Here is a 19,753-nt window from a genome sequence, read left to right as displayed (position 1 = left end):
CGTGTTAATTACCGTCCTTGGCGTTCTGCCAAAAATTTGTCCAATTCCTCGTTAAATGCGGCAAGCAAGTTCGAGCCGCCTTTAACGGTACGTATAACTTCTCCGTGACGGAAGATAATACCCTTGTCACGCCCGCCTGCAATACCTATGTCAGCCTCGCGCGCTTCTCCGGGGCCGTTTACCACGCACCCCATTACGGCAACCTTGAAGCTTTCGGTTTCATTCTGCAGCCGACGCTCAATTTCACCCGCCAGCGAAATAAGATCAATTTCCGTTCTGCCGCATGTGGGACAAGAGATAATCTCAGGCCCACGATAGCGTAAGCCCAATGATCTCAAAATCTCCCACGCGACAGCCATTTCCGCTACGGGATCTTCCGTCAGCGAAACCCGCAAAGTATCACCGATGCCTTCCCACAGCAATATGCCGATACCGACTGAAGACTTTACGGAGCCGCGCAACATAGTACCTGCTTCTGTAATGCCTATATGCAGCGGATAGTCGCACTGTTGGCCGAGCAGGCGGTAAGCAAGCACAGAGTCTGTTACGGAAGAAGACTTGAGCGAAATCTTGATATTATCAAAATTTCTGTCTTCAAGCATACGTACATGACGCAACGCGCTTTCCACCATTGCTTCCGGCGTGGGGCCGCAATATTTTTCAACCAGCTCACGCTCAAGCGAACCGCCGTTCACGCCAACGCGAATTACAGAGCCGTGGGCCTTGGCGGCATCCACCACTTTATCCACGTTTTTCTGGCCGCCGATATTGCCCGGATTGATACGCAAGGCATCAATGCCTGCTTCAAGGGCAGAAACAGCAAGACGGTGGTCAAAGTGAATGTCTGCAACTAGCGGCACAGACACCTGATCTTTTATCGGCTTGATCGCCCATGCGGCGTCTTCATTTAAAATAGCCAGACGGACAATCTCGCAGCCCGCTTCCGCAAGCTTGTTGATCTGCTCAACGGTCTGTTCCACATCACGCGTATCAGTGTTGGTCATGCTTTGGACAACAATGGGGGCATCCCCGCCGATACGAACGTTACCTATGGTAACTTCACGAGATTTCCTACGTGCAATGGTCATGTAAAGCTTCCTTAGTTGGGTCGGTTACGGATGCAGGGTTCATACTGCATTTCGTTCGTCTAGCCAAGGGCTGCCAAGGTGCGGATACGGTTTTACCAACCTATGCCCTGTTCTTTTTCTGATATCCATTGACACAGAAACTCTACAGGCCCATACTGTGCAACTGAATTGCATTATCATCATGTTTTTTCATGTATACGCATATCAAGGAGCCATCATGAGCTATTCATTTCGCCCTCTTATCATTTCTTTACTTACAGTTGCCAGCTCGCTGCTGATACCGTTCAACGGCTTTGCCCAAAATGCCATGTCTGTAATGGTCAGCATTGTGCCGCAACAATATGTGCTGGAGAAAATTGCAGGAGAAACAGTTGATGTTTCCGTCATGGTTAACCCCGGAGCCAGCCCCGCGACATATGAACCCAAACCTGCACAACTGGCAGCACTCTCGAAAGCTTCGATGTATTTTTCTATAGGAGTCCCTTTCGAAGCCGCATGGCTGGAGCGAATCACATCGGCAAATAAGCACCTGACCATGGTTGCCATGGATAGCCACATCAGCAAAATAGCCATGGCAGCCCATTCTCATGGTCCGGAAGAAACCGGCAATGCCAAGCATGATGAACATGGTGAGCATGACGGCCACGATCATGACACGCATCATCATTCCCACGCTGATGTCCACCATGCTGATAAAGAAATGCACGCCGGACATGCTGAGCACCACCACGACGCGGACCACAAGGAACAAGAGCACCACCGTGGAGGGCATGCAGACCATCATCATGAAGACGGACTCGACCCCCATGTATGGCTTTCTCCAATCCATATGAAAACAATGGCCCGCACCACGGCAGAGGCGCTGAGCAAAGCCGCTCCGCAGCACGCCGACTTGTACGCAGCAAATCTGGCGGCTTTTGAACGCGAACTGACTTTGCTGGAGACAACGCTGCACGGCATTTTTGGTGATACTCCTGCAGAAAAGCGCGCCTTTATGATATTTCATCCCTCATGGGGATATTTTGCTCAGGCTTATGGTCTGCAGCAGATTCCCATCGAACTGGAAGGTAAAGAGCCCAGCCCCAGAACCATGCAACAGCTTGTTGAAGCGGCTAAAGAGCATAATATTTCCGTTGTGTTTGTAGCACCGCAATTTTCGCAAAAAAGTGCAACAGCCATCGCGCGAAATATCGGCGGAACTGTCGTCACGGCAGACCCGCTGGCAAAAGATTGGGCAGACAATCTGGTAAAGGTGGCGCATGCTTTTACCGCATCATTCAGGAAATAACGTGTCGCAATCTGTCATAGAAGTACAAAACGTCAGCTATAGCTACAGCAAGCAGTTCACCAGCCCGAATATTGAAAACGGGCTGGTGCTTAACGATGTATCGCTGACTGTTGCCGCGGGAGAATACCTTGCCGTGCTAGGTCCCAACGGCGGAGGCAAGACAACGCTCTTCAAATTGCTGCTGGGTCTGCTGACACCCACAAAAGGCAGTGTAAAGCTGTTCGGGCAGGCCCCCGCAAAGGTATTGCATAAAGTCGGCTATGTGCCCCAGAGCATTGTCACCAAGCCTGCCTTTCCGGCCAGTGCTCTTGACGTTGTCATGATGGGCTTTGCCAACCGCGAAGGCAAAGGGTTGTTCGGTCGCTGGCGGCATACACCGCAAGAACGTGAACGCGCCATGCACTGCCTTGAAACCGTCGGGCTTGAAGCTCTTGCACAAAGGCGGATTTCAAACCTTTCCGGCGGGCAGAGACAGCGCGTGCTTGTAGCCAGAGCTCTTGTATCCGACCCTCAGCTCCTTTTGCTGGACGAACCCACGTCCAGCATCGACCCGCAAGGAAAATTCTGCTTTTACGAATTCCTGGCGGAACTGCGCGGCCCCATGACTATTGTGGTGGTCAGCCACGATCTATCCATTGCAGGCTCGGCATTCAGCTCTGTAGCACTGGTAAACAAGGCACTGCGCTACAACCCGCACCCGACTCTGACACCGGAAATGCTGGCGATGCTTTATGGTACGCACGACAAAACCTGTCCCATGGGAACGTTCATCAATACGGTTTCCACAATCTTTCCCACTCTGCCGCAACGCAGTAAGCAGGAAACACAGCATGGCGGTAACAGATCATGATAGAAGCGTTGTCATATGATTTTATGCAACACGCAGTTGCGGCAGCTCTTCTGGCCAGCATTGCCTGCGGCATTATGGGTACACTGGTAGTAGTTAACAGGCTCGTTTTTCTGGCCGGAGGCGTGGCGCACGCAGCATATGGCGGTGTGGGGCTGGCATTTTATTTCGGCCTGCCGGTACTGCCTTGCACGCTGGGCTTTTCTGTTGCCACCTCGTTGGTAATGGCCGACATTTCACGCCGTAATAAAGAACGCGCCGATGCCGCCATCGGCGTTTTGTGGGCGGCAGGAATGGCGGCAGGTATTATTCTGCTGGACCTTACGCCCGGCTACAATGTTGACCTGATGAGCTACCTGTTCGGCAGCATCATGGCAGTACCCGTGGAAGACCTGTGGCTGATGGCCGGTCTGGATGTTGTTATCCTGAGCGCAGTGGCCTTTTTTTACCACCCGTTGCTGGTCACATCTTTTGACGAAGAATATGCGGAAGCCAGAGGTGTACCTGCCCGCCTGCTGCATCTTATGCTTATAGCTCTGGCGGCCGTCACTGTGGTTATGCTCATTCGCGTGGCGGGGCTTATTCTGGTTATCGCTCTGCTTACTCTGCCTACGTTTGCCGCAGCCCGCACAACACGTTCACTGGGTGGAATGATGCTGGCGGCAACGCTGTGGAGCATGCTCTTTTGCATTTCCGGCTTATGGTTATCGTACACGTTCAACCTGACATCCGGCGCAGCCATTATCGCCGCAGGTGTCTGCTATGTTACGATAATCAGTCTGGCAGGTTATCTGCGCGGAAAGAATATATAAAAAGCAACAGCGAAGCCTGAAACAGATTCGGATTTTTACAAATGAACAAACCGGACATTGGAAAAAATATATATTCAAGCCTTGCCGAGGCAGGGCTTGAGGCCACCCCCAACAGGATCCTCGCGTTGCAGACGCTGCAACATATGGCGTATGCCGCCAGCGTGCAGGAGGTGCTGGATGCTCTGCCCTCCGGCGCAATGGACAGAGTGACATTATACCGCACTCTGGATGCTCTGGCAGCTAAAGGTGTCATCAGCAAAACCAGCGCTGCGGACAGGTCATTCAGATATTGCAGCTCCCCTGGAAAAGGTACAACGCCCCACTGCCATTTTTATTGCCGCAACTGTGGCAAAATGCACTGCCTTCCGCCAGCTGCGCTTAATACATGGATGCAGAAAACAGCAACCGAACATGGCGTACTTGTGGAGCGTGTAGAGCTGCGCCTTGACGGACTTTGCGCCATCTGCCGTAACAGTCAGTAACTCTGCAGTTTTTCCCGCTGCCATACTGCTCCTTCGGCCCAGAACCTGTTTTATTGCAACTCTTCGGCCCGTAACGTTATCAATACACAGGGTATCGTTACGGGCCGCACTTCTCTTCCCCTTTCTCTTTGCTTTCTGCACTTAAGAAATCCTCCTGTATGCCGATATGCTTTCCAGATGGAAAAAAATGCTGCAAGGACGCGGCAGAAGTATATGGAGGACAAGGATGTCTATCCTCAAAAAAACCATAATCGCTTGCGCGGTAACCGGACTGCTTGCCACAGCTTCTGCTGCGGTAGCTGGCGGTATGGTTCCCGCCGTGGCGAATGAATTTAACGAGGGCACGTCTCTGGCAGTAGAAAATCCTGAAGGCCAGTCTGTCATCGTCGAAGGAGGGCGGGCAACGCTGCGCACTTCAAAAATGATAGATAATGGCCTTGTTGTTCCTGCCGGAGAAAACAGTCTGGTGCACATCTCGAGCGGTGTTCCTGTGACAACACCGGCACCGGAATATTCTGATGCACGGGAATTGAAACTTAAGGTGCGGGAACTTGTAGACCAGTTGTTACAGGGCAAGGCGGAAAAAGCCCTGCAAGGCGTCGCGGCGCTGCCTGTTTCATTCGTGAATCAGGACAACTTTGACCAAAGTTCTTCTTTCGGACGTTATGTTGCCGAACAGCTGTTTTATGAATTTAACCAGCGCGGCTTTCCCGTACGGGAGTACCGCGCGCAAAGCAGCATAACCACCCGCCAGACAGAAGGGGAATTTCTGCTGTCTCGTAAAAATCAACAGATTATGCCCTCTTCCCCCACCAGCCTGTTCGTTGCGGGCACCTATTACCGCGACAAGTATAATGTGTTCGTTAACGCCCGTCTCATCAGAGCAGCAGATGGTCTAGTGCTTCGTACAGGACAGCTTGTTTTTCCCATTACCGGTGTAACCAGACGCATGCTGGCCTCTACAGACACAAGGCTGGAGTCCACGTACATCGGCATGCAGGACTTTGAAACAATGAATCAGGCTACAGACCTGACCAGCATCGACCTTGGCGATGACATTCACTAACGGAGCACGCATGAAAAAAGCCTCATTCATACAGTATGGTACCGCGGTCAGCCTGCTTGCGGTCTTGCTGCTTTCCGGCTGCTCCACCCCTGCCGATGCGCCGCCCCCACCGCCCCCCCCTGCACAGGTTGTGGTGGACTATGACGCGCAGGCACTTACCAGCTACCAGCAGGCCCGCCAATTTGTGGCCCAGGGGCGCTTCGAGCTGGCACGGGAGCAATACCTGATTGCCCTTGCTATTGCGCGTAACGATTACATGCGCGAACGGCTGATGCACGAACTGCAGGCCACAGAACTTATGCTGCGCAGCTCGCGTTAGCACTGCTGACGGAGAATTGATTATGAAAAGCAAGACATATTCTTTCCATATGGCTCTGGGCCTGCTTGTACTGGCTCTGCTTCTGCCTCTGGCGGCCGCAGCGCAAAGCCTGCCTCAGGCAGCATCACAGGTTGCCACAAGCATTGATAAGCAGCTGGCAGAGCGGCTCGGAATGTTTGAAACACCCGTCAAAGGATACTCACTGGTGGTCACCACTCCGGTTGATGTAAATGACTTTGAAATGGCAAACCCGCTGGCACGTCAGATGAGCGAAGAGTTGGCAGCATGGTTTGTTCAGGCTGGCTATAAGGTTCAGGAAATCCGTAAAAGCCGCGGAGTGATGTTTGCCCCGCGTAAAGGCGAGATTATGCTCACCCGTAAACAACGCCTGCTGGCAAACGAGAACCTGCGCACCACGCTAATGCTGAGTGGCACATATACCCAGACCCCCAACCATGTGCGCTTCAACATCCGGCTGCTTCATGCGCCCACAAACGAAGTTCTTGCCATGGCCAGCGGTACACTGCCCTTGACACAGGAACTGCGCGCACTGCTAGCATCCGGCTATGCCGGTAATACGCGGGTTACCGGATATTCGCCCAGTGTAAACACCTCGCTGCAGTACTAGCCTTCTTTTTTATTCAAAGACAGACGCCCCGTATGAGCATCATACGGGGCGTTTAGTTCTTCTCGCACGATTACTACCCAAAACGATGCTGTCTGCATAGGAAACCACCACCGCAGGGCTAGCCACGTCAGCAGACATCAATCGTACATACAAAGATACAACGTGCTACAGACGTAACTTTTCGCCAGCAAGCCAGGCTGATGCGTGCGACAGCTCCACGTACTCCATTACTCCGTACAGTCTGTCCGGCAAAGCTGAGAATCAAAAGGGCACCTGCGTCATCAGCCAGTTACAAATTGCGAACATGACCACATACGTTACGGGCTGCTTATTACAAACACCACGATCTTCAACTCAAAAAGGCCCCCGAACCAACATACGAGGGCCTTTTATACACTGATCCAACAAACCAGATTTAATACATCAAAGACGGCAGCAAAGTGATGATCTGCGGGAAGACAAACATCAGCGCAATACCAACAACAACAGCAAGCAGAAACGGCGCCACACCTTTAAAAATGCTTTCCAGAGCAATACCGCCGGGTGTCACCTGTTGCGCTATGCCGTACACTACGTACACATTGATACCGACAGGCGGCGTAATAACTCCCATCTCTGTCACCAGCACGATAATGATGCCAAACCAGACGGGGTCAAATCCCAGACTGAGCACCAACGGAAAGAATACCGGAATTGTCAGCATCACAAGGGCCAGCGAGTCCATAAAACACCCGCCGATAAAGTATACGACTACCACAAGAGCCATAATGGCGTATGCAGGCAGGTCAAAATGACCAACCCATCCGGCGATATCAAAAGGAATCCGCGTTACCGCCAGAAACTTGCCGAACACTGTAGCGCCTGCGATCAGCAACATGACCATGCAGGACGTTCTCAGAGTTTCGTTCAACGATTTTACAAAGCCTGCCCATGAAAGCTGCCTCTTTACAGCAGCCAGCACCAGCACTCCCAGTACCCCGACTGAAGCTGCTTCCGTGGGGGTAAACCAACCGTAGAACATACCGCCTATCACCAGCACAAACACCAACAGCGTATCAACAAGCCCCATTAAAGAACGTATTTTAGCGGCCGTAGATGCCTTCTCGCCAGCACTCCCCTTCTGCGGATTGACAGCGCAGGTCACGACAATAGCGATAATGAACAGTATCGTAAGCAGGATAGCCGGCAGGATACCTGCCACAAACAATGCTCCGATGGATTGTTCTGTCAGCACTCCGTACACCAGCAGAACCACGCTGGGCGGCATAATCATACCGAGCCCGCCTCCGGACGCCACACAACCTGCAGCCAGTTCGTCGGAATAGCCGTAACGCTTCATCTCCGGCAGACCCACAGTTGCCATAGTTGCAGCAGTTGCGGGGCTGGAGCCGCACACCGCTCCAAAGGCGGTGCAGGCAGAGACTGTAGCCATGGCAAGTCCCCCGCGGATATGCCCGAAGAAACAGTATGTGGTATCGTACAGACGCTTGCTGATACCGGCATTAAAGGCAACCTGCCCCATCAGAATAAAAAGCGGGATGGTACTCAGTTCATGCGACGCCACAGTAGAATACACTGACCGTCCCAGCATATTCAGCCCGCCGTTAAGGCTGGTCAGCAGGCTGAAACCGCTGAAGCCTACCAACAGCATCGCATAGGCAACAGGCATACGCAGCATAAACAAAACCAGCATAGCTGCGATGCCGCAAATTCCGGCCAAGGTAGGGTCCATTAGTCGCCCCCCTTGGAAAACTGCAGCACATCGCACACCAGCATAGCTGCAAAAGTGGCAACTCCCAGTCCTACCAGAGCAACAACCATATACTCCGGCAATTCCAGATTCATAGACAACACGCCGGAGGCTCGCATAGAAGCCGCATAGTCAAACAAACGCCATGCAAGCACACTGAAAAGCGCAAAGTTGACCCCGTTAACCACCAACTGAATTGCCGCACGAGTACGCCTGCCCAGAGAGCTTATAAAAATCTCTACTGCAATATGGCTTTTCGCCCTATGAGCATAGGGCAACGAAAACCCCAGAGTGATCGCGGCAAAAAAAGCTACAAGCTCTTCCGTGCCGAACAAGGGAGACTGAAGCGCCCGCCCGATAACATCCGCACCGGTCAACAACACCATGCAGCAAAGTGAACAGGCCGCTGCAATCCGCATAAGCGCACCTGTTTTTTCTATGAACGACTCAAGCAACTCATACTCCGTATTTATCAAATCCTAATAGTGTACACAGGCACGAACCGGAGTCTGTGCCTGTGTATTCTGCGCTACAGCCCTGCTATTGGCCTGTGGCAAGCTGTTGCCTGATAAAATCTACCACAGCTTTACCTTCTACATTACGAGCAGCGGCCTGAGTCTGGTATTCTTCAATAATGGGCTCCACAGCCAGCTTCCAACGGGCAATTTCCGTATCATCAAGTTCAATAATGCTGTTGCCTTGTTTAGTGAAATATTCTTTGCCGGCAGCGTCACTTTCGTCCCATGCGGCGCCGTGCTTTGCTTCCCACTCTCTACTTACCTGCGTAATCGTGGATTGCAACTCTGGCGGAAATTCATTCCAACGGTTCTTGTTCATCACTACAAAAAACGTGGTGGTGTAGGCCACAGGTACAGCTTTAGTACAGTAGTCCACAACTTCGGCCATCTTCCATCCCTTGTTAGTCTCAACAGGGTACATGCCGCCATCAACCACTCCGCGCTGGATTGACTGGTATGACTCAGGCATTGACATGGCTACAGGGATAGCACCCAGCGCTTTGACTACTTTGGCAGAATTACCTGTGGCTCTCAGCTTCATGCCCTGCATATCTTCCATAGTACGCACGGCCTTTTCACGGGTATGTAACAACCCGGGGCCATGGGCATGAAAGTACAACACATGCACATCATCCAGCTCTTTCGGGGTAAACTGTCGGTATACACTGTTGGCAACCTGCGTAGCTGCCGTGCCGCTGGAATAGCCAAGCGGCAGGTCGACAGCTTCCATGAGCGGAAAACGGCCACGGGAATACGCGAGCGCAGACAGGCCGAGGTCAGAAATCCCCTGTACAACGCCGTCGTACACCTGCTTGGCTTTGGTCAATGTACCGGCGGGATAAAAGTCGATGACTACCGCTCCGGCTGTACGCTGCTCCACCTCTTTTGCCCATGCTTCAGCCAGCTTGGACTGCACATGCGCGGGCGGAAAAAAACTGCTGTAAGTCAGTCTGTATGTTTCGGCCCATGCCATTGAGGTGGACACCATCACTCCCAGACAGACCAGTATACCAAGTACCCGTTTCATACCTTCTCCTTAATTGCCCTTATGTGTTGCAGGCTGCTCCGGCTCCGAACCTTGTCTGCCGCTACTCCCCAGCGCCAGAGCCAGAGTACGTGCAGCATGGCGCACATCACTCTTTTCCAACGTACCCGTGCCCAGAATGCAATGAATCAGAAAGCCTTCAAATAAAGCCGTATTCAACGCCCCGATTTTTTCCGGCTGATAGTCGGAAGTGACAAATTCTCCCACAATATCCGCAAACATAGCGTCTGACAGGCGATACATCCGTTTTGCCAACTCTGCTTTCAACTTTTCATCGCGGGAGGCATGGATAGTGAACTCCAAAAAAACACGAGCCCAGTTTCTGTCATCAACAATGTTTTCCAAAAAACCCCATATGCCTTGCAGCGCATCATCCAGAGATGCTGCTCTTTGCAGCCGCTCTGCCCTTTGAGCACGGTATCCAGCCAGCTTTTGCTCAATAAGCTGAAGTATCAGTTCATCCTTACTGGTCCAGTGCCTATAGAAACTGCCTTTTGCATATCCTGCCCGATCAGTTAGTTCAGCTATTGTTGTGGCAAAGAATCCTTTTTCCTCAAACAGGCTTTGCGCCGCACCCAGCAACTCCGCCTGAGTCTGCTGGGATTTTTCCTGCTGCCGTCTTCCCATGGTTCCTCGCTTCGCTATATATAAACATGACTCATATTCACTTTGTGACCGGCGGTCATCTTTATATGTAATTAGCACTGCCTTAGTGACTCGTCAATAAAATTGCGCAGCTAGCATGATAGCTTTGTAAAAGGGGCAGCATAACTAGGGGGTATTCATACGCGCCTGCAAGACTTCTCTTCCCAGCAGGCGCACGACCGTCAGGCTTCTGCAATTAACCAGCAAACGCTCCCTCACGCATAGCGCGAGTTTTTCATTCATAAAAAAGCCCCTGCTTTCCTAAAAAAGCAGGGGCTTGCTATTTTCTAACTACATGGTACCAACTTGGCGCATCTGAAAACTTAGTGCGACTGAGCACTTACCTCTTCGGAACCTTTCCGTAACGAGCAATACAAGGGAGTATGTTCGTCCATCTTGGTATAAATGGCGTCAGCCTCTGCCTGTAAAGCATGCGGCAGAACATCATCAATGTGGTCGACCGGCACGATGGTCAACCCTCTGAGGATTTCATCAGGAACTTCTTTCAGGTCCTTTTCGTTATCTCTCGGAATAAGAACCTTCTTGATATGTCCACGATGCGCAGCCAGCAGCTTTTCACGCAGACCGCCGATCGGCAGTACTCTGCCACGTAAGGTAATCTCACCAGTCATAGCCAGATCATCACGCACAGGCACACCCAGCAACGCGGAAACAAGCGAAGTTGTCAGGGTAATACCTGCCGAAGGACCATCCTTAGGTGTTGCGCCCTCAGGCACGTGAACGTGGATATCAATCTCGCTATGAAAGTCAGGCCGCAGTCCGAACATATCAGAGCGTGACCGCACATACGACAGAGCAGCTTTTGCAGACTCGGTCATCACGTCACCCAGCTTGCCGGTGATGGAAACCTTGCCGGAGCCGGGCATGATGGCTGTTTCCACCATCAGCAGTTCTCCGCCAAGCTCCGTATAGGCAAGGCCGGTGGAAACACCGATCTGGGGCTGATTCTCCTTCTCGCCGTAACGATACTTCTTCACGCCAAGGAAAGAACTCAGGTTCTGCTTCGAAACAGTTACTGTCCGATCCATGTCATCTTTTTCTACCAGCTGCATTGCAGTCTTACGGCAGATGGTGGCTACTTCACGCTCAAGGCTACGTACGCCTGCTTCTCGGGTGTAGGTACGGATGATGTCAAGCAAGGCATTATCAGACAGCTTGATATTGTCAGGCTGCAGGCCGTGTTGTTCAATCTGCTTAGGCAGCAAAAAGTCACGGGCGATACGGCGCTTTTCTGTCTCCAGATAACCGGGCAGCCGGATAATTTCCATACGGTCCTGCAAAGGCAACGGAATTGAATGCAGGCTGTTGGCAGTCGTAATGAAAAAAATCTGCGACAGGTCGTAATCGAGATCAAGATAGTGATCGCCGAAAGAGGAGTTCTGTTCCGGATCAAGCACCTCAAGCAGTGCAGATGAAGGGTCACCACGAAAATCGGTGCTCATCTTGTCAATTTCATCAAGGCAGAACAGCGGGTTGTTAAACTTCACACGTTTAAGCGACTGCAAAATCTTACCCGGCATCGCGCCTACGTAGGTACGGCGGTGTCCCCTGATTTCAGCTTCATCACGCACCCCGCCCAGTGAAAGACGTACGAACTCGCGCCCTGTTGCGGTAGCCACAGAACGGGCAAGCGACGTTTTACCCACACCGGGAGGGCCGACCAGACAAAGGATGGGGCCTTTGAGTTTTTTCACCAGCTTCTGTACTGCGAGATATTCAAGGATACGCTCTTTGGGCTTTTCAAGGCCGTAGTGATCGTTATCCAGAATACGACGGGCTTCATCAATGTCGATGGAAGTCTCTTTCTGCACATTCCACGGCAGATCAAGAATCCAGTCCACGTAGTTTCGCACCACAGTGTACTCAGCAGAAGAAGAAGGCATTTGGCGCAGTTTTTTCAGCTCGCGCAAAGCCTTTTCCCGAGCTTCATCGGGCATATCTTTAGCGCGAAGCTGCTCTTCCAGATCATTCACTTCGGCCTGGGGGTCATCTTCCCGTCCCATTTCCTTATGGATGGCCTTGATTTGTTCATTCAGATAGTATTCGCGCTGATTCCGCTCCATCTGATTTTTAACACGGTTTTTGATGCGCTTTTCCATAGAGGTGATAGCAATTTCACCTTGAAGCAATTCAAAAACAGCTTCCAGACGGTTTGCAGGATCAGTATTTTCAAGAATCTCCTGCTTCTTACGGTAATCAACCTTAAGGTGCGGCATCACCGCATCTGCCAGTTTACCTGCGGAAGTAAGCGACAGGATGGCGGCCAGCGCCTCCTGAGCAAGCTTTTTGTTATTCTTGCTGTACTCTTCCAGTGCTTCATGCGTTGCGCGCACAAGTGCGTCCACCTCTGGCCCGACTTCTCCGTCGTCATCCAGCGGTTCAACTTCTACAACAGGAAAAGCGGACTCTTCAGAGTCGGCAACCAGTTCACCGCCAGTCCAGCGGGCACGGTACAGACCTTCAAAAAGAACTTTTATGGTGCCGTCAGGCAGACGAAGAATCTGGAGGACTTTGCTGACGGTGCCCACAGGGAACACGTCTTCAGGTCCGGGTTTTTCCATTTCCGGCTCGCGCTGAGCCACCAGAAAAATGTTTTTGCCATAATTTTCAATGGCACTGTCGATGGCTTTTATCGAAGCATCGCGCCCGACAAACAAGGGCACGATTGAACGCGGGAACATAACAACTTCGCGCAGTGACATAAGCGGAAGCTTGATTCCTTCGGGATTTCCTGCGGAAAATTCTGCATCAAATTCTGTCATTTATTCCTCCTGAAGAAGGGCGACGTCCTGCACGTTGAAAAAAAGAAAGGGGACGTCAGATGAAAAGCTAACGCCCCTTTCGGAATTGTCAATTGTCTGGCGCGTGTTTATGCAAAAACACAGGCGCCGGCAGAACCGCCAAGATAAAGGAACGGTCTGTTAACAGCACTAAGACCCCGTCTTTGCCTCGGCCTGGTACAACAGAATAGGCTCTTTGCCTTCTTCAACAACAGCAGTGTTGATCACGCACTCTTTCACACCCGTCATGGTAGGCAAATTAAACATAATCTCCAGCATGACGGATTCAAGCACGTTTCGAAGACCGCGTGCACCGGTCTTGCGCTCAATGGCCTGACGGGCGACAGCGCGCAACGCATTGCTGGTGAAGCGCAGCTTCACGTTATCCAGCTCGAACAACTTCTGGTACTGACGTACCAAAGCGTTTTTGGGTTCCTGCAGAATGCGCACAAGGTCATCCTCGTCCAGCTCATTCACATGAGTCAGTACGGGGATACGACCGATAAATTCGGGGATCAGGCCAAATTTAACAAGGTCGTTGGGGTGCACGTTGCTGAGCAGGTCAGAAAGCGGAATTTCCTTTTTGGCAACGGTAGCGCCAAAGCCCATAGCCCCGCCATGCATGCGCTGCTCAATAATTTTATCAAGGCCGATAAACGCCCCGCCCATGATGAACAGAATGTTTGATGTATCAAGACGGATAAACTCCTGCTGAGGGTGCTTACGCCCGCCCTTGGGAGGAATATTCGCCTCGGTGCCTTCGATAATTTTAAGCAGTGCCTGCTGCACGCCCTCACCCGACACGTCACGGGTAATAGAAGGTCCGTCGCCCTTACGCGAAATCTTGTCGATTTCGTCAATGTAGACAATACCCTTTGAAGCTGCTTCTATGTCGTAATCTGCATTCTGCAGCAACTGCACCAGAATGTTTTCCACATCTTCGCCCACGTAACCGGCTTCTGTCAGCGTGGTTGCATCTGCGATGGCAAAGGGAACGTTAAGTACTCGGGCAAGTGTTTTAGCCAGCAAAGTTTTACCACTGCCGGAGGAGCCTACAAGCAGAATGTTGCTCTTTTCCAGCTCAACCTCGTCGGACAAGGCTTCTGCAAAAAAGACACGCTTATAGTGATTGTGCACCGCAACGGACAAAATCTTTTTGGCTGCATGTTGTCCGATCACATACTCATCAAGGCGGGCCTTGATTTCTGCCGGTGTCAGCAGCTTGCCGGACTCTACAGTCTCCTGCACTGCTTCCTGTGCAATAATTTCGTTGCACAGTTCGACACACTCATCACAAATATACACTTCAGGACCGGCGATCAGGCGCTTCACCCCGTCCTGCCCTTTCTGGCAAAACGAGCATTTCAGCTCCTGCATGGTCCCTTCCTGATTCTTATCCATCAGTTTACCCTACTATTTACCGCTTTTTTCCACATCTTTGCGGGATGTAAGAATACGGTCGATAATGCCGAACTTCTTCGCTTCTTCAGAACTCATGAAGTAATCACGCTCAGTGTGTTCGACAATTTTTTTCAAAGGCTGCCCGGAATGGTGGGCAAGAAGTTTATTCAACTGATCCTTCAGGCGCAGGATTTCCTTAACCTGAATATCAATGTCTGTAGCCTGTCCCTGAGCACCGCCCATGGGCTGGTGAATCATGATACGGCTGTTAGGCAGCGCGTAGCGCATGCCCTTTTCGCCCGCAGCCAGCAGGAATGCGCCCATGCTTGCAGCCTGCCCCATGCACAACGTGGCAACAGGAGCAGAAATATACTGCATGGTGTCATAGATGGCGAGACCGGCGGTTACAACGCCTCCGGGCGAGTTAATATACAGGTAAATTTCTTTTTCGGGATTTTCAGACTCAAGAAACAGCAGCTGAGCGCAAATGAGCGAAGCAACATTATCGTCTACAGGGGTGCCCAGCAGAATGATGCGATCTTTGAGCAGTCTGGAATAAATATCGTAGGCACGTTCGGCGCGGCCTGTAGACTCAATAACCATAGGGATGGGCATGGTATGTTCACTCCTCGTGAGATTCGGCAGTTGCACGTAAAGGCAACGCATAAGGCTTTTTTGTAAATATACGCATAGCGCAGCCAAAAAAATGGCTGACGGGCAGGTAAAAACAACACGTAGTTCGTTCCGGCACCTATCCTAAAGAAGAAGGGAGGTCCCCGACCGGAAACAAAAGACCGTCTGCTACTACATTAGCAGAAAGCGCGCCAACTGCTCAAGTATGATAACAGACCAAACTCAAACGTTATCATGCAAAAGCCGCTAGTCAATAGACTGACGGCACTCTCTTACAAAAAACAGGGGAAGTGCAGCGCACTTCCCCTGCGGAACAGCCTTTAAGGCAGTAAAAGCTATTCAGCTGCGGCTTCTTCAGCAGCTTCTGCTTTCTTTGCGGGAACTTCTTTGATGTTCGCTTTTTCGTAGATGGCATCCATTGCTTTGTCAGCCAGCATACGGTCGCGCAGGTTAAAGATCATGTTGGTACGGGTGTAGTGTTCCTTCATGGTCTGGAAATCCTGACCGCTGCGTGCTGCGATCTGACGAAGCTGTCCGTCTACTTCCTGTTCGGAAACTGTAACGCCTTCTTTCTGGGCAGCCTTTACCAGAAAAATCTGGGTACGGGCAATGTTTTCAGCCTGAGGAAGCACTTCGTTACGCAATTCTTCGGGGCTCTTGCCAAGAGACTCAAGGCTTTTGCCCTGACGCTCGATGCGGTCTTTCTGCTCTGCCAGCAAGCTGTCGACATACATTTCCAGCATGGATTCAGGCACGGGGAAATCAAGGGTCTTCAGCAGGCTGTCGATCATACCCTTCTGAGCCTGAGCTTTGCAAAGCTGAGTACGGCTTTCAAGGTAGGACTGTTCCACGGTTTCACGCATCTTGGCAAAGGATTCAAAGCCACCGGCCTTTTGAGCCAGCTCGTCATCCAGTTCGGGCAGCTTACGCTCTTTAACAGCATGAACGGTAACCTTCATGGTTACTGTCTTGCCGGCAAATTCGGGGTTGAGGAAGTCTTCGGGGAAAGTAACGTCGCCTTCAATAGGCTCACCGGGAACAGCCTTTTTAACCAGCTCTTCAAAGTCAGCAAGGGCCTGCTTTCCGCCAAGGGGCAGTTCAAAGTTATCAGCAGCAACACCCTTCACAGGCTCACCGTTTTCAAAAGCGGCAAAGTCAAGCACTGCGATTTCACCGTCTTTTGCGGGACGATGTTCTGCAACAGTAACAACATCAGCAAAGTTGGTGCGAATGCGTTCCAGCACTTCGTTGACTTCTTTTTCATCAACTTCAGGCTTTTCCTGTTCTACTTCCATGCCATCGTAGTCGGGCATTTCAAAGGCAGGCATAACTTCGAAGGAAATGCTGTATACAAATTCCTTGTCGCGCTCCAACTGCCCACCGTCAAAGTCGATACGGGAAGCAGGCTGGGTTTCAAGGGCACCCACGATTTCGTTGATGTGAACGTTTACCAGATCCTGAGTAGCTTCAGTGTACACTTCTTTGTGGAAACGGCCTTCAATAACACTGGAAGGTACTTTACCCTTACGGAAGCCGGAAAGGCTTACGCTGGTTTTGTATACCGCAATGGTAGCGGCCAGAGCAGCGTTCACTTCTTCTACAGGAACGGTAATAGTAATTTTCTTTTTGACCGGCGAAAGGTCTTCAACATTATATTCCATGGGATTCGCTCCTTGCACGCCAGAGGCGTCTGTGCTGGACAACACTAGCCGTTTATCCGGCGGACGCTCCAGCGGGATTTTTATGCAGCACGGCCCGAATACGGACACACATACGTACCGGTTGAATATTCATCACAAAAGGCACTGAGCCCTTTTTAATGCAATTCTAACAGACAGCAAGCAGTAACAACAGCTTGCTGCGCATAGACGACACATTCCTGATGGCGAAATAGTGTAAATGCAAATCGGGTTTTGCTACGCGGAATTCGCCCGCTAGTCAATCCCTGAGGCAGAATCCAGCTAATGAGGCAGGTATTTCAAAGCAGAGTCCTCGATGATAACAAGATCTCTTACCCCTCTCCGAAAGACAACACCACATTACTCCATACCAAAAGCAATGTGGCATTTTCCATCTTTTGCTTAATCATCACGAATGCCAGCAAACAGCACTCGATCTGCCAAGGTCAAAGCCACATTTATTCATGATTTTTCCCTCTACACTACAGGATAGAACGAAGCATCAGCTAACAAATTGTGGCCTGCAGCATACAAGCAGAACCGCCACAAGGATCACTAACTTGATCAATGTATACCAAATATCTCTTTTTAAAATTGGCGTATTCATATCTGTAGATTGCTTTCGTATACATCAAAACAATTTAGCAGATTGCTAAGATCTATATTTTACATTAGAAAATGCTTTCTTATTCGTTATAAAGTGAAAGGAAAATGAACAAATGCAACATCAAAACTTTGCTGTATTGGTATTTGAAGAAGAAGAATACCCAGAAGCCCTAAAGCTTTTAGGCGAAGAGTTTTTGCTCCCGCATACATGGGAAGAATACAACCAGCATGTATTAATAGCATTGCAGAATATCCGCACTCAACACTTCGATATCGTGACACTTAAAGCAGATATTGCGGGACTGAGAGCATGGTGCGACAAAAACGGGAAGGAGTTTAAAGCCACGGCTCGCACTTACTACCGCAACCATTACTTTACAAATGGAATTTGGCCTGAAGAGTAGGTTCTCACCAAGCAAAAAATTTTACAATTGCCATTGGCAGAGACACAGTCACCTAGCCCCCTTTATTCAACGAAAGCGTACAGCCAGCCTTTTCCAGCAGAAGTTCACTGTTCAGTGAGACGTGCCTAAAACGGAAAAGGTGGCCGTCAGTCTATTCATATCTAGATTCGGAAATTCGTTATCCGTCGAAGTATTACTGCGCACCATGCGTTTAAGCAACCATAACTCACCAACAATTTTACGGAAGTCAATAGATGTAGCCGGACACAACCGGACGACAAAACCAAGAAAGCCCGCGCCAGCCGTAGCTTTTGCGGACTTTCCAGTACTTCTGAAGAAGTGCTTGTGGTGCGAGAGAGGAGCAACAAACAAGTCAGCATAACACATTTATATATCTAAATTTAAAACAAAAAAAACCATTTCAATACCCCCAAAAGTACCCCCGCATCATGCTGTGATATAGCGTTTGCAAACATTCGCTTGCACGTAACCTTATATATACAGCAACCTCACCATTACAGTTATTGTCCTTCGGTTTTCCTTGGCTAGCCAATGGCAGGAAATACGACACTGCGGTTTAAGTGGTTAGCCGCAAAAAAAGCCCCTGCAAAGCTGCAAGGGCTGGATTTCTACGAGCCATGAAGCGCACTATGTGCAATATATTTTGAACGATTCATGCCAAGAGCACGCGCTTTACGGTCAAGGTGTTCAAGCACATACTTGGGTAAACTGATATTAATCCTGACAGGTGTTGTATCGGTACTTGGCGACTGTACAAGCTGAAAGAAAGAATCAGCAGCACCATCAAGCTCTTCTTTTAAAGACTCTGCATAGCGCTGTGTTTCTTCCAACGTACTTGCCTTGGGTAACGCCCTGCGTGCAGCAGTATATTCCTCAATTACGATAGACAGCACATCCTCTGCATTTATAAGGCATTCCTCAAAGCTTTCCCCTTGTGACAAAGCCTCGGGAAAGTCTGGGAAAGTAACGACATAACCGCCTTCGGTAACGGGAGTAAAAACTGCGAAGTAGTAAATCATGTGTACTCCTTACGTTCTAGTGAGAGGGGGGCTAGCCCCCTCTCTTCATTAAGGAAGCTCAATTCCGGCTTGGCTTGCAATCTTCTTGGCTAGGAAATCATTAATTTCACGATGCCGGGGAACGGTTGTGACAAACACCCCTTCCGGTGAATACACCTTCGTGTGTTTGCCTCCTTCCTGAATTGTAAACCCTGCTTTCTTCAACTTCCTAAGGATGTATGAACTTTTCATTCAACCTCCTTGTGGTATAAATACACACAAAAATACACACGGTCAACAGGCGCAAGAAAGAATAAACCGAAATAAACAAAAAAAAGCCCTCACCTATTACAAGATGAGGGCAGCACTTATAGCAAATAAGCTTTACCAATTCATGCCATTATTCGATGCACCGACCTGCCACCATGCAGCCCCCGCCTGTTCCTCTGCAAAGGATCGGGCTGTACAAAGAGTGCAGCCCGATTTCTTGTTTTTACAACTCAAGGCGCTCAGTTATGACAAACCCGCCAAGCTCTGCGTCAGGGGTAGCGGCTAACTCTTCCTCTTTGGCCTTTTGCCAAGCATAAGCTGCTTCAAGGTGTGCAGCCCCTGCGGTGTACACCCGCTCAAACAAAGCCTTGTCCAGAGTTTCCCACACGCCGGTGCTGGCCTTCCAGTCTTTCACCATATATGCCGCGTCTGCCGCAAATTTGAGAGCAACC

General features: G+C 50.5%; 20 protein-coding genes. 8 read left to right on the top strand and 12 right to left on the bottom strand.

Annotated features, from left to right (window positions below; genetic code table 11):
• Nucleotides 1-8 precede the first annotated feature (8 nt).
• The gene (gene ispG, locus ACK5LI_RS04005) at nt 9-1,088 is read right to left on the bottom strand and encodes a flavodoxin-dependent (E)-4-hydroxy-3-methylbut-2-enyl-diphosphate synthase (protein WP_416946466.1); all 1,080 of its coding nucleotides are present in this window, start codon (nt 1,086-1,088) and stop codon (nt 9-11) included.
• 217 nt (nt 1,089-1,305) lie between these two features.
• Between ispG and ACK5LI_RS04000 the strand changes: the two genes are divergently transcribed.
• The 7 genes from ACK5LI_RS04000 (at nt 1,306) to ACK5LI_RS03970 (ending at nt 6,530) form a co-directional block, all read left to right on the top strand.
• Nucleotides 1,306-2,376 carry a metal ABC transporter solute-binding protein, Zn/Mn family gene (locus ACK5LI_RS04000; protein ID WP_416946464.1) on the top strand — a complete coding sequence of 357 codons (1,071 nt, stop codon included), beginning with the start codon at nt 1,306-1,308 and terminating at the stop codon, nt 2,374-2,376.
• 1 nt (nt 2,377) lies between these two features.
• On the top strand, nt 2,378-3,226 hold the full coding sequence (locus tag ACK5LI_RS03995) for a metal ABC transporter ATP-binding protein (protein WP_416946462.1): 849 nt from the start codon (nt 2,378-2,380) through the stop codon (nt 3,224-3,226).
• Nucleotides 3,223-4,035, top strand: a complete 813-nt coding sequence (locus tag ACK5LI_RS03990) for a metal ABC transporter permease (RefSeq protein ID WP_416946460.1) — start codon at nt 3,223-3,225, stop codon at nt 4,033-4,035. The genes ACK5LI_RS03995 and ACK5LI_RS03990 overlap by 4 nt, the downstream gene beginning before the upstream one ends.
• Nucleotides 4,036-4,076: 41 nt before the next feature.
• Nucleotides 4,077-4,517: a Fur family transcriptional regulator gene (locus ACK5LI_RS03985; protein ID WP_416946458.1), complete on the top strand. Its 441-nt coding sequence runs from the start codon at nt 4,077-4,079 to the stop codon at nt 4,515-4,517.
• A gap of 226 nt (nt 4,518-4,743) precedes the next feature.
• Nucleotides 4,744-5,583 carry a FlgO family outer membrane protein gene (locus ACK5LI_RS03980; RefSeq protein WP_416946456.1) on the top strand — a complete coding sequence of 280 codons (840 nt, stop codon included), beginning with the start codon at nt 4,744-4,746 and terminating at the stop codon, nt 5,581-5,583.
• Nucleotides 5,584-5,593: 10 nt separating this feature from the next.
• Nucleotides 5,594-5,902, top strand: coding sequence for a hypothetical protein (locus ACK5LI_RS03975; RefSeq protein ID WP_416946454.1), 309 nt, complete (start codon nt 5,594-5,596; stop codon nt 5,900-5,902).
• A gap of 22 nt (nt 5,903-5,924) precedes the next feature.
• The gene (locus tag ACK5LI_RS03970) at nt 5,925-6,530 is read left to right on the top strand and encodes a FlgO family outer membrane protein (protein WP_416946452.1); all 606 of its coding nucleotides are present in this window, start codon (nt 5,925-5,927) and stop codon (nt 6,528-6,530) included.
• Nucleotides 6,531-6,945: 415 nt separating this feature from the next.
• On the opposite strand, the gene ACK5LI_RS03965 is transcribed toward ACK5LI_RS03970, so the two are convergent.
• From ACK5LI_RS03965 to tig, 8 genes are all read right to left on the bottom strand, one after another.
• On the bottom strand, nt 6,946-8,262 hold the full coding sequence (locus tag ACK5LI_RS03965; RefSeq protein WP_416946450.1) for a TRAP transporter large permease: 1,317 nt from the start codon (nt 8,260-8,262) through the stop codon (nt 6,946-6,948).
• Entirely contained in the window at nt 8,262-8,735 is a 474-nt protein-coding gene (locus ACK5LI_RS03960; RefSeq protein ID WP_416946448.1) for a TRAP transporter small permease, read from the bottom strand. Before ACK5LI_RS03960 ends, ACK5LI_RS03965 begins: the two co-directional genes overlap by 1 nt.
• Nucleotides 8,736-8,820: 85 nt before the next feature.
• Nucleotides 8,821-9,825, bottom strand: coding sequence for a TRAP transporter substrate-binding protein (locus ACK5LI_RS03955; protein WP_416946446.1), 1,005 nt, complete (start codon nt 9,823-9,825; stop codon nt 8,821-8,823).
• Between the two features lie 9 nt (nt 9,826-9,834).
• Entirely contained in the window at nt 9,835-10,470 is a 636-nt protein-coding gene (locus ACK5LI_RS03950) for a TetR/AcrR family transcriptional regulator (protein WP_416946444.1), read from the bottom strand.
• 341 nt (nt 10,471-10,811) lie between these two features.
• The gene (gene lon / locus ACK5LI_RS03945) at nt 10,812-13,271 is read right to left on the bottom strand and encodes an endopeptidase La (RefSeq protein WP_416946442.1); all 2,460 of its coding nucleotides are present in this window, start codon (nt 13,269-13,271) and stop codon (nt 10,812-10,814) included.
• 168 nt (nt 13,272-13,439) lie between these two features.
• Nucleotides 13,440-14,690 carry an ATP-dependent Clp protease ATP-binding subunit ClpX gene (clpX, locus tag ACK5LI_RS03940; RefSeq protein WP_416946440.1) on the bottom strand — a complete coding sequence of 417 codons (1,251 nt, stop codon included), beginning with the start codon at nt 14,688-14,690 and terminating at the stop codon, nt 13,440-13,442.
• A gap of 12 nt (nt 14,691-14,702) precedes the next feature.
• Complete coding sequence (gene clpP / locus ACK5LI_RS03935) at nt 14,703-15,305, bottom strand: ATP-dependent Clp endopeptidase proteolytic subunit ClpP (protein ID WP_416946438.1); 603 nt, start codon at nt 15,303-15,305, stop codon at nt 14,703-14,705.
• 353 nt (nt 15,306-15,658) lie between these two features.
• The gene (tig, locus tag ACK5LI_RS03930) at nt 15,659-16,984 is read right to left on the bottom strand and encodes a trigger factor (RefSeq protein WP_416946436.1); all 1,326 of its coding nucleotides are present in this window, start codon (nt 16,982-16,984) and stop codon (nt 15,659-15,661) included.
• A gap of 737 nt (nt 16,985-17,721) precedes the next feature.
• Between tig and ACK5LI_RS03925 the strand changes: the two genes are divergently transcribed.
• The gene (locus ACK5LI_RS03925; RefSeq protein WP_416946434.1) at nt 17,722-18,012 is read left to right on the top strand and encodes a hypothetical protein; all 291 of its coding nucleotides are present in this window, start codon (nt 17,722-17,724) and stop codon (nt 18,010-18,012) included.
• 629 nt (nt 18,013-18,641) lie between these two features.
• On the opposite strand, the gene ACK5LI_RS03920 is transcribed toward ACK5LI_RS03925, so the two are convergent.
• From ACK5LI_RS03920 to ACK5LI_RS03910, 3 genes are all read right to left on the bottom strand, one after another.
• A complete protein-coding gene (locus tag ACK5LI_RS03920) occupies nt 18,642-19,052 on the bottom strand; it encodes a type II toxin-antitoxin system HicB family antitoxin (protein WP_416946432.1) in 411 nt (136 codons plus the stop codon).
• Between the two features lie 48 nt (nt 19,053-19,100).
• A complete protein-coding gene (locus ACK5LI_RS03915; protein WP_416946430.1) occupies nt 19,101-19,283 on the bottom strand; it encodes a type II toxin-antitoxin system HicA family toxin in 183 nt (60 codons plus the stop codon).
• Between the two features lie 241 nt (nt 19,284-19,524).
• A partial coding sequence (locus tag ACK5LI_RS03910) for a hypothetical protein (protein WP_416946176.1) occupies nt 19,525-19,753 on the bottom strand: 229 nt, incomplete at its 5' end.

It is taken from the genome of Oleidesulfovibrio sp. (genome assembly GCF_047973035.1).
In the GTDB taxonomy this organism is placed as follows: Bacteria; Desulfobacterota; Desulfovibrionia; order Desulfovibrionales; family Desulfovibrionaceae; genus Oleidesulfovibrio.
The sequence above is the reverse complement of the archived record's forward strand: the minus strand, read 5'-3'. Positions and strand labels throughout refer to the sequence as shown.

Coding starts and splice junctions, on each gene's coding strand:
- ACK5LI_RS03955 (WP_416946446.1), bottom strand. CDS start 9,825: ATGAAACGGGTACTTGGTATACTGGTCTGTCTGGGAGTGATGGTGTCC.
- ACK5LI_RS03985 (WP_416946458.1), top strand. CDS start 4,077: ATGAACAAACCGGACATTGGAAAAAATATATATTCAAGCCTTGCCGAG.
- ACK5LI_RS03915 (WP_416946430.1), bottom strand. CDS start 19,283: ATGAAAAGTTCATACATCCTTAGGAAGTTGAAGAAAGCAGGGTTTACA.
- ACK5LI_RS03970 (WP_416946452.1), top strand. CDS start 5,925: ATGAAAAGCAAGACATATTCTTTCCATATGGCTCTGGGCCTGCTTGTA.
- ispG (WP_416946466.1), bottom strand. CDS start 1,088: ATGACCATTGCACGTAGGAAATCTCGTGAAGTTACCATAGGTAACGTT.
- ACK5LI_RS04000 (WP_416946464.1), top strand. CDS start 1,306: ATGAGCTATTCATTTCGCCCTCTTATCATTTCTTTACTTACAGTTGCC.
- clpP (WP_416946438.1), bottom strand. CDS start 15,305: ATGCCCATCCCTATGGTTATTGAGTCTACAGGCCGCGCCGAACGTGCC.
- ACK5LI_RS03950 (WP_416946444.1), bottom strand. CDS start 10,470: ATGGGAAGACGGCAGCAGGAAAAATCCCAGCAGACTCAGGCGGAGTTG.
- lon (WP_416946442.1), bottom strand. CDS start 13,271: ATGACAGAATTTGATGCAGAATTTTCCGCAGGAAATCCCGAAGGAATC.
- ACK5LI_RS03975 (WP_416946454.1), top strand. CDS start 5,594: ATGAAAAAAGCCTCATTCATACAGTATGGTACCGCGGTCAGCCTGCTT.
- tig (WP_416946436.1), bottom strand. CDS start 16,984: ATGGAATATAATGTTGAAGACCTTTCGCCGGTCAAAAAGAAAATTACT.
- ACK5LI_RS03965 (WP_416946450.1), bottom strand. CDS start 8,262: ATGGACCCTACCTTGGCCGGAATTTGCGGCATCGCAGCTATGCTGGTT.
- ACK5LI_RS03920 (WP_416946432.1), bottom strand. CDS start 19,052: ATGATTTACTACTTCGCAGTTTTTACTCCCGTTACCGAAGGCGGTTAT.
- ACK5LI_RS03990 (WP_416946460.1), top strand. CDS start 3,223: ATGATAGAAGCGTTGTCATATGATTTTATGCAACACGCAGTTGCGGCA.
- ACK5LI_RS03925 (WP_416946434.1), top strand. CDS start 17,722: ATGCAACATCAAAACTTTGCTGTATTGGTATTTGAAGAAGAAGAATAC.
- clpX (WP_416946440.1), bottom strand. CDS start 14,690: ATGGATAAGAATCAGGAAGGGACCATGCAGGAGCTGAAATGCTCGTTT.
- ACK5LI_RS03980 (WP_416946456.1), top strand. CDS start 4,744: ATGTCTATCCTCAAAAAAACCATAATCGCTTGCGCGGTAACCGGACTG.